Annotated in this window: 16 protein-coding genes; 7 read left to right on the top strand and 9 right to left on the bottom strand. The window is 48.5% G+C overall.

Annotated features, from left to right (window positions below; genetic code table 11):
• Window positions 1-6: 6 nt before the first annotated feature.
• A complete protein-coding gene (locus KNP88_RS13855; RefSeq protein WP_214894331.1) occupies window positions 7-2,643 on the top strand; it encodes an ABC transporter permease in 2,637 nt (878 codons plus the stop codon).
• Between the two features lie 58 nt (window positions 2,644-2,701).
• Here the strand turns inward: KNP88_RS13855 and KNP88_RS13850 are convergent, their stop codons facing one another.
• From KNP88_RS13850 to KNP88_RS13825, 6 genes are all read right to left on the bottom strand, one after another.
• Window positions 2,702-3,025 (bottom strand): hypothetical protein, encoded by a 324-nt coding sequence (locus KNP88_RS13850; RefSeq protein WP_088837084.1) that lies wholly within the window; start codon window positions 3,023-3,025, stop codon window positions 2,702-2,704.
• A gap of 147 nt (window positions 3,026-3,172) precedes the next feature.
• Window positions 3,173-4,564, bottom strand: a complete 1,392-nt coding sequence (locus tag KNP88_RS13845; RefSeq protein ID WP_214894329.1) for a DUF1565 domain-containing protein — start codon at window positions 4,562-4,564, stop codon at window positions 3,173-3,175.
• Window positions 4,565-4,692: 128 nt separating this feature from the next.
• Window positions 4,693-5,604, bottom strand: coding sequence for a methyl-accepting chemotaxis protein (locus tag KNP88_RS13840; protein WP_251137245.1), 912 nt, complete (start codon window positions 5,602-5,604; stop codon window positions 4,693-4,695).
• Between the two features lie 380 nt (window positions 5,605-5,984).
• Window positions 5,985-6,371, bottom strand: coding sequence for an ACT domain-containing protein (locus KNP88_RS13835; RefSeq protein WP_214894327.1), 387 nt, complete (start codon window positions 6,369-6,371; stop codon window positions 5,985-5,987).
• An 85-nt stretch (window positions 6,372-6,456) separates the two neighbouring features.
• Window positions 6,457-6,852, bottom strand: coding sequence for an OsmC family protein (locus KNP88_RS13830; protein WP_214894402.1), 396 nt, complete (start codon window positions 6,850-6,852; stop codon window positions 6,457-6,459).
• 80 nt (window positions 6,853-6,932) lie between these two features.
• Window positions 6,933-7,553, bottom strand: coding sequence for a flavodoxin family protein (locus tag KNP88_RS13825; RefSeq protein WP_214894325.1), 621 nt, complete (start codon window positions 7,551-7,553; stop codon window positions 6,933-6,935).
• A 208-nt stretch (window positions 7,554-7,761) separates the two neighbouring features.
• Here KNP88_RS13825 and KNP88_RS13820 point away from each other — a divergent pair, with 208 nt between their 5' ends.
• From KNP88_RS13820 to KNP88_RS13800, 5 genes are all read left to right on the top strand, one after another.
• The gene (locus KNP88_RS13820; RefSeq protein WP_214894323.1) at window positions 7,762-9,504 is read left to right on the top strand and encodes a methyl-accepting chemotaxis protein; all 1,743 of its coding nucleotides are present in this window, start codon (window positions 7,762-7,764) and stop codon (window positions 9,502-9,504) included.
• A 146-nt stretch (window positions 9,505-9,650) separates the two neighbouring features.
• Complete coding sequence (locus tag KNP88_RS13815) at window positions 9,651-10,394, top strand: alpha/beta hydrolase (protein WP_251137244.1); 744 nt, start codon at window positions 9,651-9,653, stop codon at window positions 10,392-10,394.
• A 174-nt stretch (window positions 10,395-10,568) separates the two neighbouring features.
• Window positions 10,569-11,003, top strand: coding sequence for a MarR family winged helix-turn-helix transcriptional regulator (locus KNP88_RS13810; protein ID WP_214894321.1), 435 nt, complete (start codon window positions 10,569-10,571; stop codon window positions 11,001-11,003).
• 52 nt (window positions 11,004-11,055) lie between these two features.
• On the top strand, window positions 11,056-12,039 hold the full coding sequence (locus tag KNP88_RS13805; protein ID WP_214894319.1) for a ring-cleaving dioxygenase: 984 nt from the start codon (window positions 11,056-11,058) through the stop codon (window positions 12,037-12,039).
• Between the two features lie 34 nt (window positions 12,040-12,073).
• A complete protein-coding gene (locus KNP88_RS13800) occupies window positions 12,074-12,616 on the top strand; it encodes an NADPH-dependent FMN reductase (RefSeq protein ID WP_088837069.1) in 543 nt (180 codons plus the stop codon).
• A 142-nt stretch (window positions 12,617-12,758) separates the two neighbouring features.
• Here the strand turns inward: KNP88_RS13800 and KNP88_RS13795 are convergent, their stop codons facing one another.
• Complete coding sequence (locus KNP88_RS13795) at window positions 12,759-14,054, bottom strand: globin-coupled sensor protein (RefSeq protein WP_214894317.1); 1,296 nt, start codon at window positions 14,052-14,054, stop codon at window positions 12,759-12,761.
• A gap of 228 nt (window positions 14,055-14,282) precedes the next feature.
• On the opposite strand from KNP88_RS13795, the gene KNP88_RS13790 reads away from it, so the two are divergent.
• Complete coding sequence (locus KNP88_RS13790; protein ID WP_214894315.1) at window positions 14,283-14,936, top strand: homing endonuclease associated repeat-containing protein; 654 nt, start codon at window positions 14,283-14,285, stop codon at window positions 14,934-14,936.
• A gap of 51 nt (window positions 14,937-14,987) precedes the next feature.
• Here the strand turns inward: KNP88_RS13790 and KNP88_RS13785 are convergent, their stop codons facing one another.
• Both KNP88_RS13785 and KNP88_RS13780 read right to left on the bottom strand, forming a co-directional pair.
• The gene (locus KNP88_RS13785; protein ID WP_251137243.1) at window positions 14,988-15,503 is read right to left on the bottom strand and encodes an SRPBCC family protein; all 516 of its coding nucleotides are present in this window, start codon (window positions 15,501-15,503) and stop codon (window positions 14,988-14,990) included.
• Window positions 15,496-15,846, bottom strand: coding sequence for an ArsR/SmtB family transcription factor (locus KNP88_RS13780; RefSeq protein WP_214894311.1), 351 nt, complete (start codon window positions 15,844-15,846; stop codon window positions 15,496-15,498). Before KNP88_RS13780 ends, KNP88_RS13785 begins: the two co-directional genes overlap by 8 nt.
• Window positions 15,847-15,982: the final 136 nt, after the last annotated feature.

Raw genomic sequence — 15,982 nt, 5'->3', positions numbered from 1 at the left:
ATCCAGATGCTACGTTTCGTTTTGAACCACTGGCGCCGGCAACGCTTTAAATTCATTTTGACGCTTGTCGGTGCCCTGATTATCAGTGCCGGACTCAGTTTGATGTTCAACCTGACCGATTCAAGTCAAGGTACGGTCGAACAGACATTACAGAAAAAATGGTCGTCCGCTTACGACATCGTCGTCCGACCGAAAGGCAGCCAGATGGCGACCGAAGCGAGTGACCTGCTTGAGCCGAACTATTTGAACGGCATCAACGGTGGGATTTCCTTTCAACAGTATGAGGACATCAAGCAGATGAAGGAAGTTGATATTGCCGCACCGATTGCTGTGATCGGATATGCCAATACAACCGTAAGTTTTAAGAATGCACTTACTTTTCCGAAAGATTCCGGTATTTATCGTCTAACATCAACTAGCTATATCGAAACAGGATTTGGCAGAGAACGGCAGTTTCAAGAATCTATTCACATTGCTCAAGGCAGTAAAGTCAAAGTCCCTGAAAATATATCGTTTTCAACCCGTTCAACTAAAGATTTTCGTAATGCCAATGCGAGTAACCCCGCTCTTATCGTTGCCATCGATCCGTCGGAGGAAGCACGACTCGTTGGGCTCGATCAAAGTGTCAGCAAAAAAAACCAATCGCGATATTTTTCAAGCCTCGATCACTTCGAGAACGATAAAAATCGCGGGGACGTCATTCCTGTGCTCATCAATCCGAATTCCTATAATCAAGGAAATTATGAATATACAATTGAAAAGTTAGATGTCCCTTATGACACGGAACAAGATCAAAAAAAGCTAATCGAAACCTTAATCAAAAAACAACCAGACGGTGATATTGTCCGTTCAATTCTCTCGACCTATCCTGCAAAAGTTGTCAAGCAGTTGGACATTCCAACCTCTAAAGTTGAGGAAACCTATTTACAGACATTGATTGATAAAATAGGAATGATTCCTTCTTCAGATCCTGCTGGAAATGAGGGTGCTCAATTGCTGTATCAATCAGGTCCATTACAATTCGAGGAGACGAAAAGTCCGTATCCAAGCCGATGGACGAATGCCTACGAAATTCATTCGTCTACGATTAAGCTTAAGAACTGGTATTATTCAAAGTCTTCGTACCCCGCAGTTGGATATCGTTCGCTAACTTCGACTGGTAAGAAAAATCCTAATTCAGAACCTGATATGATTCCAATTGTACATCCATATTTAACTTTCAAGGTTGTCGGTTTATACGACCCGAATAAAATCAACGTCTCAAAAGATCCGCTCAACGAATTACCGATGGAAACATATCGTCCGTCGTCAGCTGATCTCGTCCTTGACGCCGAAGGAAAACCAATCAATCCGGCTAAACCGATTGATACGTCAGGAAACCCGGTTGGTCTATTGACCAGTTCACCGAATATCCTGACGACGCTTGACAGCGCCTTAGCAGTTAACGGGAAACAAGCGATTTCATCCATTCGTTTAAAAGTCAAAGGAGCAGCGACCGTCAGCGAACAGTCTGAACAACTGCTACAAGACGTGAAGAAACAAATTGAACAAGAGACCGGTCTCATCGCGACGATCACGAAAGGCTCCTCCCCGCAACCGGTCGTGACGAAAGTCGTCGATGACGGGAAGACACTCGGCTGGATTGAACAACCGTGGATCCACATCGGTGCCGCGATGACGATTTTCCGTGAGACGAGCGTCGGCTTCTCCGGTGTCATCTTCGCGATGCTTGCCGTCGCCATCGTGTATGTCCTCGCGACGAGCTACGTCTCGATGCTTGCCCGCCGGAAAGAGTTCGCTGTCTTGCTCGCACTCGGCTGGCGGACGAAAGATCTTTACCGGATCGTCATGATTGAAGCCATACTGCTCGCAGGCTTCGTCTCGCTCGTCGCCCTGCTCGTCGAAAGTATTTTCTCGTATGTCCGCAATGAAACGATGAACGTACTGAGTCTCGTCTTGATCGCCGGGTTCAGCTTACTCATCTACCTGACTGGTGCTGCCTGGTCCGCCTGGACGATTCGTCAGATTTCGCCGTACGAAGCGATCAAGACCGGTGAATACGCCGCATCCTCACACATCAAACTGGGTCTGCGTTCGACCTTTACACTGGCGTTAAAGGAAATCTTCGGTAAATGGAAACGTAATGCGTTGTCGATTCTGTCGATTGCGTTACCGACAGCGCTGTTGACGTTCTTCCTGTTCGTGACGTTCCACTTGCAAGGCGTCCTCTATACGTCCTGGCTCGGCCAGTTCGTCGCGCTTCAAGTCGGTCCGATGCATTACGTGACGATGGGTGTCGCGATCACGATTGCCATCTTGACGACCGGAGAAATCATGTGGCAAAACGTCACCGACCGCCGCGCCTCCCTCGCCATCCTCAAAGCTGTCGGTTGGACAAATCGTTCGATCCGCCAATTGATTCTGCTTGAAGGGATGCTGATCGGATTAGTCGCAGGGCTGGTCGGTCTCAGCATTTCCTATCTGACGATTTACGTCCTCTATGATTTAGTCCCGTGGGACGAACCGCTCTTGATCGGTGTCTCGCTTGCTTTACCAATCCTGTTCGGGACAATCGCTTCACTGCTGCCGGCGCAAATCGCGGCACGGGTCAATCCGTATCAAGAGTTGAAAGACGCAGGTTAATCGCATCTAAATACAAAACAGGCATGATGGCTCGCGGCCATCATGCCTGTTTCGTGATTCATTGCTTTGGAATCGGCAACGTCTCTGTCAGTCCGAGTTCAATCACTTTATTTTTCTTTAAGCGGTACAACATGTATTGATCCTGCTTGTATGCCTTCAGCTTGACGGCGATTTGGTGGCGCCGCTCCTTACTTTCGTCCGTATCAGCATATGCCGGACGGACCTCGACGATTTGTGCTTTTCCATATTGTTTTTGGACATATTGCGTCACTTTTGCTTGAACCATTTTTTCATAGGCGACGTCCGGTCCCCGGTTGAGGACGACATAGCCGACGCAACCAATCAGTGTCAGTAAAAAGAATGCTAAGATGGACTTTTTCACAATGTTCCTCCTCGGCCAAGCGATTCGTCTTTCCTGTGAAACGTACTTCTTATCGCAAATAGTTGACCGTTCACTTCTTTCTATTTATACACAATCGCTTCGTTTCCTTCTTCCGCATCGATTTAAGTGATTAAATGATGGATGCGATCATTTACGGAGTTTCAAGACGGGTGAATTTTCTTTTAACCGGAAGTCATAATCCGCGCCATTGACATATAACGGATCTGTATACAGTGACGTCGCATCACTGACTTGTTTCTTAAATGCAGCAAACGACAAGGCGTCCTCTTCCCAAATCCAGTCACTCGTCTTGCCGGACTCTTTTTCATAGACGTTGCGTGCGAACTGATTCGTCGAACCGCTCGACACGTAATTGGCAATCATGATGCGGGACGGACCCGCCGTCACAGTATTTTCCTCGAAGCGTGTCGTTTCCACATAGTGCTGGACCAACAGTTGTCCGCCGTCTTCGCCCTTCGTATCGTTCCGGTAAAGGACATTTTGTTGAATCACCGTCTGTCGTGTCCCGCCCCGCTTGCTGTCGTAGCCGCCAATCGCGATGCCCGTGTAGTTGTTTTCATACACTGTATTCCCGACGACGTTAATCTGTTCAGCATATTTTCCGCGATGCTCGGATGTCACTTCGATTCCGATATCACTTCGATAGACGGTATTGTTGATGATGTCGATATTTTTCCCGCCGTCGACGTATATCCCGCCGGCAGCATACGCGTTCCCGTAAGCTGGGTTCCCGTAGGACGAGATGTCGTGGACGATATTGCCGGTGACGATTCCGTCCCGAACGTAATCTGTTCCGCTCGTCGCGACGCCCTCGTGCCCGATCAAATCGATTCCGATGTTATCATTTCGGCTGACCCGGTTCTCTTTGACGGTGAAGCGTCGGATGTCCCCGTTTAAGACAATTGATTCACTCGAACCGAGCCGGCAATCTTCGACACGATTTTTCGTAAGCGTGATGTCATGCATCGGTTCCGTCCCGTAGACGGCAATCCCGTGTCCGTTTCCGTCCTTCGACGACGTTTCGATCCGGCGGACGTTGTTTTGCTCGAGCGTCACGTCGTGGCTCGGTCCCGTCAGGTAAATACCGATGATCGTTTCATCGGCACGCTTCGTTTTGATGTCCTCGATGATGAAGCCGCGAATCGTCACATAGGCCTTCCCGTCCATCGTGATGAGCGCCGTTGTTCCATCTTGCGACTTGAGTTTTTTCCCGCTTAAGATGACTTCATCATTCCGGTACGGTCGAAAGACGACCGGTTTCGCCTTCGTCCCGCTGTTTTTGACGACGAGCGGTTCCGTGTAGACGCCGGCATGGACATATACGGTCGTCCCAGGTTTCGCTAACGCCGCTGCCTGTTTTAGCGTCCGGACCGGGTTTTTCCGGGATCCGTCTTGTACATCGTCACCGTCCAGTGCGACATGAATTTCATTCGCCCTGAGACTCGGGTTGATCCAGACGATGTAGAGAAAAACTCCTGCTAGAAGGAGAAACAAGAGGAGGATGTATTGATTTTTCACAAGTTTCACGTCCTTTAAAAAACGACCTGACGTGCAATCGTTTCGTCCCTTCTTTTCATTATACTTGATTTTCAGAACGGTCTCCTATTAAAAAGTCAGAAGCCGCTTCCTCGCTCCTGACGAATCGTTTAGATAATGGTCGTGAATTTTTTCGAAGTTTGATTCAAGGTCTCGGCCGCATGACTGACTGTATCAAACCGGCTTAACGTCTCTTCCATGACGCGGACGCTTGACGAGGCATCTTCGTTCGCCCGGGTAATCCCGGTTTCAATCCGGCTTAATTCCTTGTTCATGTCATCGGTCGTCGTTCGGACGTTGACGACGGCGAGTTCGACGAGTTTCGAAAGGTTTCTGACTTCCATCGCAACGACGTTAAATCCACTCCCGTGTTCACCCGCGCGCGCTGCTTCAATCGAGGCGTTCAAAGACAACAAGTTCGTTTGGGCGGCAATCTCTTTAATCGTCCCCGCGATTTTTGTGATTTCCGACGATTGTGCCTGTAAGTTCGCCAACGTCTGCAAATTGTTTTTGGCGTCCGTCGCCATTTTTTCAATCTTCCGCTTCAATTCTTCACTTTCCTGCTTTCCTTGAAGCGAACGCTCATCGAGATGTGTCGCGATTTGTTCGAAGGATGTTGCATATTCTGCAATCGTTTCCTGACGCGCCGTAATGTCTGACGCAATCTTGACGACGCCTACGACCTGGTCATTTTCGTAAATCGGCATATACGTCGCTTCGAGCCAAATCGCATTGCCTTGCGAATCAATCCGCTTGATTTTGTCAGCGGCACTAAAACCGCTCAGTAATTTCTTCCAAAGTTCCTGGTAAGCAGGACTGTTGACGAATTCCGTTGAACAAAACAGATGATGGTGCATACCGATCATTTCGTCGCGTCGGTATTTCATCGTCTTCGCGAACAGATCATTAACGTCGACGACACGGCGTTGTACGTCAAACCGGATCATGGCGACATTTGTTTTTAAGGCTTCCAGGACATGTGTAGATGAGAGTGTTTTTTCGTTTGAAAGGGGTGTAGTCAAGTGGGTGGTCTCCTTCAGGTGTACCTTAACCGATTGCGCTAGATGTTCATAAAATATGGATCTGAGGGTATCGAAAGGTGCAGTTTGGTTTATTTTTTGAATCATTGTGACCTTAAAAATCAAGTTTATTAGCAAAATAGGTATAACTTACTAGTTCGTTATCTCTATATAACCCTTTAAAGAGCCCTTAAAACATATATTCCGAAGAAAAGTTCAGATTGAGTATTATTAGAATAGCAAGTCTTATGATGTGATAACATTTTTTTGCTCACTCGCTTTAAAACATTGACTCGAAATCACAAAAACGCCCCCGTCGACGTTTACGAAAAGGACGTTGAAGCATTGTTCGATTGTCGTCATGCAAAACAAACGCTGGGAATTTACTCAAAAATGAGATGACCGTCTGCCTTGAGCAGTTCAACCGTTCGCGCGAGCGTGACATCTTTGACGAGAATATAGTCCGTATCATATGTGGATAAAGCAAAGATACTGATTGCATGTGCTGCAAGAGGACGAATCAGTTCAGATAAAATACCCGTCAATGCAAAATCAAGTGGACCTTCGACCTTGATTGCCCGAAATCCGGACTCGATTTTTACGTATGTCTCGGCTGTCGGAATTTTGGATGTCTCGCAGACGACCGATAGCTCATCACGTGTTTTCATGATGTTCCAAAATGATCCACTCTGAAAAATCCATTTCGGTACTATGGCTTCAACCGCATAGCGGACAACCGATAATTTTTCTGGTAAGACTGTTAAGTTCAATTGTTTATCCCCCTCTTACCTGAGATGCCATAAGAATACCTCCGAATCTTAGCCTTGTACAGGTCCAGATTTCGGAGGTGTTTTTTTACGCCTTCGTCCAGTTTGCGACAAGGGTGACATCCGCTGCGACGAGTGTCGTCGAAATCGGACAACGGGCATCGACGATTTTTTGCAATTCCTGGACCCGTTCTTCCGTTTCCGATGTTGTGACCTTCGCATGGACCGTGACCCGCTTGAATTGTGTCCGGACAGACGGGTCACCCATCATGCCGCGTGGGTCAATCGAACCTTCGACTTCAAAGTCGATTCCTTGTAAATCAAACTCAATCTCTTTTGCGACGAAGTTCGCGACCGCATTTTCACAACCGACGAGCGCGACGAGTAATGTCGCAAGCGGATTCGCTCCTTGATCTCCACCACCCATGCTTTCCGGTTCATCAATCCGAATCGTATGACTCCCTGCCTGACCTTCCGTGTACATTCCTTTTGAGACTGCTGTTACTTTTTCGATCACAATCAACCGCTCCTTTTAATCGTTTAGTTTTTCAATATGAAAGTAGATTATTCAACGACGTTGCCTTCAGCCGGAATCGGGTGAGCATGCAGCAGCTTCGCGAAGTGCATCAAGTTGTAGGCCATGACTTTCGCGTGCCCTTGCGTGAACGCGTTGTTTTTTCCGTTTGCTTCAATGAAGGACGGACCGGGTCCCGCTTCACCGACCCAGTACGTATCGACGTTCGGCGGAATCGTAAAGCCGATATGTGATAATCCGTAAAGGATGGACGCCGATGCATGCTTCGCCCCGTCCTCGTTCCCCGTGACGATGACTCCCCCGACTTTGTTGTAATAGATGTATTGCCCTTTCTCATTTGTTAACCCGCTGCCGCCATACAACCGTTCGATGACTTGCGTCGCGATGCTGCTCTTCTCACCGAGCCACAGTGGCGTCCCGATGACGACGATATCCGCCTGTTTGACTTTTTCAAAGATTGCCGGCCACTCGTCCCCGTCTCCCTCGTCAGTCGTCACACCATAGGCGACGTTATAATCGACGACACGGACAATTTCCGACGCGATGTCAAAGTCTTGATAATAAGCCATCACTTCGTTGATTAAGGCTTCCGTATTCGATAATTCGTCTGACGATTTTAATGAACAATTCAAAAATAGAGCTCTTGTCATCCGTCCCAACTCCCTTATCGTCTAGCATCCACGTACTTTTTTATAATTCCTTTGTTTTTGATTCGTCAAACCTGACCGTCCTGCATTTGAAACCGTCACAACTTCTCCATTCAAAAAAATTGAACTTTTATTTTAAAACCTCGAAAAAATAATTTTCAGACCGATAGTATATATATCACTAACTAGAAATCCACCAGGAGGTCCATCTATGACTGAAGCAAGAACCCATTCCATTCGCACACGTTTGTTACTGATCGTCAGCTCCATCCTCATCATCTTTTTCCTCTTTAGTAGTGCCGCCCTTTATTACAACACGAACCAAACAGCGGTTTCGACGCTTAAAAAAACAGCGGAACAAGACGCACTCCGGATCGCTAAAACATTCGATACGGCTGCCTACGCTGAATTTTTAAACAATCCGACCGCTTCCGAGAATTATGAAACGCTTCGTGAATCGCTCGATACGTTACGGCAGCAAAACGGTTTACTGTATGCCTATACGGCAACGGTCGACCAAAATAAAGTCAACTTGTTGATTGACGGTCTACCGAAAGCAGAAGCGGCAGCCATCAACGATCCTGCGACCGGTGCCGTCGCAAAGGATATGAAACACGTCCTGAACGGTGAGACCCATACGACGGACGTGATTGATGATCCGGAATACGGACAATACGTCAGCGTTTATGTGCCGCTAAAAGATGCTTCGAACACGGTCATCGGCATATTAGGTGTCGACATCGCAGCAAAAGACGTCGATGCGCTGACGACCGCTTTACTCAAACAAAACCTACCGCTCTTCATCGGTTTATTACTGATTTTACTTGCACTCACCTTAGCTGCCTTGTACTATATGCTCGGACGGAAGCTGAAACCGCTCGAGACGCTCCAAGCCGTCTCGGAAAACATCGCGGCCGGGCAACTTCGGCAGGCGGATACACAACTGACCCAGCTCGAAATCAAATCGCAGGATGAGATTTATTCGCTCGCCCACTCGATTAAACAGATGAATGACATGTTACGGACGATGATCACCGACATCTCGCAGACGTCACTTCTCGTCCACGAGACGAGTCAATCGATCGACGACAGTACAACGGAAGTTCTCGACGGTTCAACACAAATCGCACAGACGATGACGGAAATCGCGACCGGGACCGAAAGTCAGACCCACGTCACGTTATCATTGACGGATGAAATGGATGCGTTCTCGAAATTAATCGGGGCGACTTCGACGGAAGGTGAACAGGTCCAGATGACGGTAGCTGAGATGCGTGACATGACTCACGCCGGACGTTCCCAAATGGAACGGTCGGTCGGTCGGATGGAAACGATCCATCAACAAGTTCACGCTTCAACAAACCAAATCCAGCAACTGAAACAACAATCGACGGAAGTCCAAGCGCTCGTCACAATCATCCGTGACATTGCGGCGCAGACGAATCTACTTGCACTGAACGCCGCGATTGAGGCAGCACGTGCCGGAGAACAAGGAAAAGGCTTTGCTGTCGTCGCGTCCGAAGTCAAAAAACTGTCGAACCATGTCGCAAGCAGCGTCAATGAAATCGCGGCGATCGTCCAAAGCGTCCAGGAAAACACGCAGCAGATGGAAAGCAGTTTTGCTTTGACGCTGCAAGAAACAGTGTCCGGACAAACGGATATTAAAGAGACGGATGCTTCGTTCCGCCACCTCGCTGAACATGTCACAAGCGTCGCCTCGTCGATGGCACAAATGACCGATCAGATGACGCAAGTCACGCAATCGGAACAAACCATCCGCAGTGCTTTGCACGAAATCGCGACGGTCGCAGAGGGACATACGGCAAACAATGAGGAAGTCGCAGCCGCTTCTGAACAAATGATTGCGACGATTACGGGCCTGCATACGCTTGTCGCGACCCTCAACACAACTTCTCGTCACCTGGAAGATCAAACGAACAAATTCTCGTTATAATGAAAACCGCGCAGTGCCCAAATGGGATACACTTGAAAAAGTGAACCGTTTGGGTTTTTCTATTGTTAGACGTCACTCGCCGGTACCGTGTAATCATGATTGGACTACCGTAAAATCAAATCGACACCTAGAAAGTGAGGCACCTTATGGTCATCAAACTATCACCGCTCAAACCCGTCTATTATGAAGGCGGTGAACGCGCCGTTCTCCTCTTACACTCGTTTACGAGTAATCCGAACGACATGAAACCGCTCGGACGTTATTTGCAACAAAATCAGTATTCGTGTTACACCCCGATACTTAGTGGTCATAGTCTGCCGGCAGAAGACCTTCTGACCTATGGACCAGCCGACTGGTGGCAGGATGCGCTCGACGCTTATCAACTGTTGCAGGACAAAGGATTTGAAAAAATCGCCGTCGTCGGGATTTCGCTTGGCGGTGTCCTTGCGTTAAAACTGGGACAGGAAATGCAGATCAACGGTGTCGTAACACTGTCTGTGCCGATGTACAAGAAAGCCGGTTCCTTGCAAAAACGGCTGTTATATTATGCCAATCGTTATAAACAAATCGAAGGAAAAGAAGACAAGCAAATCCAGTCGGAAATGGAAGCGCTCCGACATCTCCCCGTTGATTCATTGGTCGATTTTGAACAGCTCGTCAACCAAACACGGGACAACTTGGCGCAAATCGATTCGCCGATTCGCATCCTGTACGGAGAATTAGACGCGCCCCTGTACAAAGAAAGTGCCGAGGAGATTTTTAACCGCGTGGCGTCAGACCAGAAATCAGTCAAAGGATTTGCCCAATCAAAACATTTGATGACGTTAGGTAAGGACAGAAACGACATCAATGAAGAGATTCTTACCTTCTTAAACGAGCTGACGTGGTAGAAGACGTGCATTGAAAAAAGTTCAAATTATTTTAAGGCATCCTGTTCGCTACGGGATGCCTCTTTTCATATCGTCAGCCTGTAGAGAATCAAACTAATTGACGAAGTAAATAATAGATGATATATTTATCTCGAATTAAAGATATTTGAATTAAAGACAATAGAGGTGAACGACATGGAACAGCCGAATCCGAACTTAAAAGCGTTGACCGTCATGGTTCGGGCCGTCGATGCCCTTCATGAAGTCATCAAACAGGATGTTGCCAAGTCCGGACTAAATCCGACTGATTTTTCCGTCCTCGAGTTGCTGTACCATAAAGGAAGGCAACCGATTCAACTAATTGGTAAAAAAGTCTTGATTACGAGTAGCAGCATCACCTATGTCATCAATAAGCTTGAAAAAAAGAACTACGTCGTCCGACAGGCGTGTCCGACTGATCGGCGCGTGACATTTGCCGAACTGACCACAGAAGGCCGAGAATTAATGGACACGATTTTTCCGGAACATGAGAAAACAATCAATCAGGTGTTCGAAGGAATTGACCCGTCTGACATCGAAGCGTTGATTAACACTGCTAAAAAAGTCGGCTATCAGGCACAAAACCATTAATTTTTTAATAGATATCTCGAATTCGAGATAATAATCAAAGGAGCGATTTTTCATGAATGAATTAAAAGGAATCCACCACGTCACGGCAATTACAAGCAGTGCCGAGAAAAACTATGCGTTCTTCACAAATGTCTTAGGGATGCGTCTCGTCAAGAAGACCGTCAACCAGGATGACATCCAGACCTATCATCTATTTTTTGCCGACGACAAAGGGTCAGCCGGGACCGATATGACATTCTTTGATTTTCCGGGCATCCCAAAAGGAACACACGGTACAAATGAAATCTTTAAAACTGCTTTCCGCGTGCCGACGGATGCAGCACTTCAGTACTGGATCAAACGGTTTGATAAATACGACGTCAAACATCGTGGCATCAAGGAACAGTTCGGGAAACAGACGCTCTCGTTCGTCGATTTCGACGACCAGCAGTATATGCTGATTTCAGACGAGTTGAACGAAGGTATCGCCTCCGGAACCCCGTGGCAAAACGGTCCCGTTCCATTAGAATTCGCGATTACGGGCTTAGGTCCGATTCACATCCGGATCGCGGAATTCGACCGGTTAAAAGACGTCTTGGAAAAAGCGATGCTGATGCGGGAAATCGATCAGGCCGGTTCCCTGCATTTGTTTGAAATGGGTCAAGGCGGAAACGGCGCCCAGGTCATCGTCGAGCATAACCTGCTCCTGCCGAGTGGACGTCAAGGGTTCGGCACCGTCCACCACGTCGCGTTCCGCGTCGAAGACACGGCTGCGTTAAATGAATGGATCGAGCGGATGCACCAGTTACAATTCAACACATCTGGCTACGTCGACCGATTCTTCTTTGAATCCCTGTATGCCCGGGTCGCCCGCGGTGTCTTGTTCGAATGGGCGACAGACGGTCCTGGTTTCCTAGGTGATGAGCCGTACGAAACGGTCGGAGAAAAGTTATCCTTGCCACCATTCCTCGAATCCCAACGGCAACAGATTGAACAAATGGTCCGTCCGATCGATACCGTCCGAAGCACACGGACGATTGAAAAAGAATATCTTTAAGAAGGAAACACTACTTTAAGAGGAGGAAACAATCATGACAAAATTAAACATCGGCATCATCTTAGGCTCAACACGGGAAGGCCGTTTAAGTCCGCAGGTAGGCAGCTGGGTCAAACAACTGGCCGACCAACGCGGCGACGCCAACTATACGATCATCGACATCGCCGAGTACAAATTACCGCTGCTTGGTGAAAAGGACGGCGACGCAACAGGAGCAGCCGCCTGGTCTGAAGCAATTGCGGCGCAAGATGGGTTTGTCTTCATCACCCAGGAGTACAACCACTCAATCTCCGCTTCCTTAAAAAATGCCCTTGATTACCTCCGGGTCGAGTGGCATAACAAAGCGGCAGGGATCGTCTCCTACGGCTCAGTCGGCGGTGCGCGTGCGGCAGAACATTTGCGCGGCATCTTAGGTGAATTGATGGTTGCCGACGTCCGGGTCCACCCCGCTTTATCGTTGTTCACGGATTTTGAAAATGGAGCTGTGTTAAAGGCGGCATCCGTCCAGGAAACTTCCGTGAACCAGATGCTTGACCAGGTCATCCCGTGGGCGACCGCCTTAAAAACGATTCGCTGAGCACCGCATCGTGGTGAAATACCTATGCAAGCGCACTAAAAAAGCGACTCCGGCACGATACCGAAGTCACCTGATTGCCACTCTTTTATAAACGTAAGGCGTAGTTCCGAAGCAGGAGCTACGCTTTTTTGTTAGCAGCACGTCATAACGTCGTTGCGACTTCCTGCAGGTCATCCGCCGTCTCGGCAATCGATTCTGCGACGGTCCGCATTCCTTCGATTGTGCCGGCGACATCCTGCGTATCGCTCGACAAGTCGACGAGTTGTTTTGAGACATGGATCGTCTGATTCGAAATCACTGTGAAGGCCGCGACGACACGGGCGAGTTCGCTTGTCGTCTGCGTGACTGACTGTTCCGTTCCCGCCATCTGCCCCGAGACCGTCATCATTTTCGACGTGATTTCCTGCGCGATATCGGACGCTTCCGCGGCTGACCGTTTGCTTTCTTCCGCTAACTTGCGGATTTCCTGGGCGACGACGGTAAAACCGCGCCCCATCTCACCGGCGCGTGCTGCTTCGATCGAAGCATTCAGACTCAATAAATTCGTCTGATCGGAAATTGCTGTGACCATCGCAGCGATCCGCTCGATTTCTTGCGACAGGAACGCGAGCTGGGCAACTTGTTCCGTCGTTGCCTTCATGTCCGTGACCACGGCTTCGAAGCGTTGTGTTTCCGCTTCGACCAGTTTGACGCCGTCTTCCGCTTCTTTGACGGCCTCTGCCAACTGACTAGAGATTTTCTCCGTCGTCATCGAAACGTTGTTCGCATGCCGCTCCATCTCCTGGAAACTCGCTGACGATTCTTCACTCATCGCCGCCAGTTCCTCGGTCGATTTTTGGACAGCGACACCGATCCGTTGTTTCGCGTCCATCACGTCCTGCCGTTCCCGGTCGACAGTCGCTTCATACATCGTCAAAACGATTTGTTGTTCGAGATTGAATAACTTCCCGACAGAACGCAACATTTTCATCTTTTCGAGCTCCGGCCAAGTACTTCGTTCGACCTGTCCGCTAAAGACGTTTAATACATTCTGAAAAGCGGCGATGTACCACTTATTATGTAGGCCGATCTGAACATGACGCATGGCAATCCGTTGCCGCACCGCAATATAATCTGTCGTCACTTTACCTTCGAACATTTGTAAAATGTGCGTCGCGAGCGTCCCTTTTAACCGCTCAAGTGTTGAGTGCCGTTCAATCAGTTGCTTGAGTTCCGGCACACGGACGAGTTCTGCATAAAAGGCATCGACCATCTGTGGCATCCAGTCTTTGACGTCATCACGGATGACCCGGACGTTTTGTAAATCCTCGACCGTTAAATCAATCAATCGGAGTTGTTTCACCAAGTCTGTCCCGAGTTCGAGCTCGACTTCGCTTGCGACCGATGCACGTGCTTTCTCAAAGTCGTTTCCTTGTCGGTTCGCTGACCACCATTTCATCATCCATTCCCCCAATCATTCGTTCCCTCCCTAGTATCGGTTCATTTTCCAGATATTAAACGCTTTCAACACACTTTTTTCTTTTCTAGAACAAAATCATATGGATGATCGGCTTATCGTAGTCGTTGATTAATTATTTCCTTATCTTACGGTTTTGTTAGTTAACGAACCCGTGACGAACTGCTACACTAGATTTAAGTTTTTCACCACTTTAAGGGAGACTCCGCTATGCGAAAGACCACTCACGCACTTCAACCCGATTTGACGGATTATCAAAAAATTATCCGCTTGATTCAAGGACTCCATCATATTCACCCAGAGCCGATGAGAGCAGCACATTATCAAAAGCTCGCTGCCTATCTTCCCTACCCGCCACTCGAAGAACTCGAACAGCGTTTTGACTCCTGGACGAATTTATTGCAGGAAGCGGGTGTCATCACGGAAGGACAACTGACACCGGCAGAACTGTCGACATTGAACCGACCAAAACCAGGAACAGGACCAAAAAAGCGCTGGACGGTGGAACAAAGCATCGCTCATTACGTCGAGACATACGGGACGCGCGTGACGATTAAACGCTATTCCGACTTACGCGAGACCGAGCGTCGTATGGTCAGCAGCAATACGATCATCCGCCATTACGGGACGTGGAAAAATGCGTTGGAACAGTTTGCCTTGTCCTCAAACGGCTGTTTTACGAACGAAGACTGTCTCAATGGATTACGGCAAGCCGCGGACGAATTAGGTGATCGTTTGACGAGTCAGACGTATGCACGGTGGGCGCGCGAACACCAGGCGCCTTCATTAACATTATTGATTGAACGGTTTTCGAGTTGGCGGGAAGCCGTCCGGTATTATGAAGCTCATGATTTCGAAGCGTGACGACCGTAAAAAAAGGACCATCCCGCTCGAGGATCGTCCTTCTTCGACTTATCATGTGTTTACGTTGACAGCTAACCAGTGGTCAAGCCGTTCTAATTGTGACGTGAACCCTTCTTTCATTCCCATCTCAAGAACTTGACGGACGGCTTCCGCTGACCCGAAGTCAGACCGGAAGATGACCCGCGTCTTTCCGTCAAGCGCTTCGAATGTCGTCTCATTTTCGCTTCCTGGTAAGGTTTCAGAAATCGTTCCTGCCTCGTCCGAAAAATAGTCGGCATGGGCATAACGGACTGGGGCGTCGATACTCCGGAAGATTGCTTTCCCCCATGACTCCATCCCGTAAAAGTCTCCTTGTGCCGGATCCAGACACCGCATGCAGTAATGCCAAACGCCGTTCGGGACAAACTCGAACTGTTTGATTTCCGTCTCCCAGCCGGCTGGTCCCCACCATGCCTCGAGGTGATCTTTTTCTGTGAATGCAGAAAAGACCAGGTCACGCGGTGCATCAAACGTCCACTCCATGATTAAGGTTGATCCGTCAAGCGTCGTTTTCAACTTTTCAGTCATCATCCGTCACTCCTTCAGTTGGTTTTTCCTGCAGCTCTAAAAGATACGATTCAAGGCGTAACATCCGTTCCTCGACTTGTTGTTCGAATGATCGGCTCCACGCTGTCAGCTTAAAAAAAGTTTCCAGGCGCAAATGATAGATCCGCCGATTACCGAGCGGTTTTACCTGGACGATCTCAGCATCATGTAGCGTCCGCAAGTGTTTCGAGACTTGCGGTTGATTTAAACTCAATCGCTCCGCAATCTCTCCGACCGTCAACGGTCCCCGTTTCAACAAGTCGACGATCGCAAGACGGTTTGCGTCTGCTAAGGCGACGATGATCTGTAACATCGGTTCTGTCATGGCTGTCACCTCTTCTATACCTTATATATACCCGAAAAGGAATATTCCAAACGAGGAATATATAAATTTGAGCGAATTGATTGTCGCCACGAGCGGTTCTACTGTATCGTCAATCACAGTGAATGACGAAGAAAGC

It is taken from the genome of Exiguobacterium sp. H66 (genome assembly GCF_018618705.1).
GTDB classification, from domain to species: Bacteria; Bacillota; Bacilli; order Exiguobacteriales; family Exiguobacteriaceae; genus Exiguobacterium_A; species Exiguobacterium_A oxidotolerans.
The sequence above is the reverse complement of the archived record's forward strand: the minus strand, read 5'-3'. Positions and strand labels throughout refer to the sequence as shown.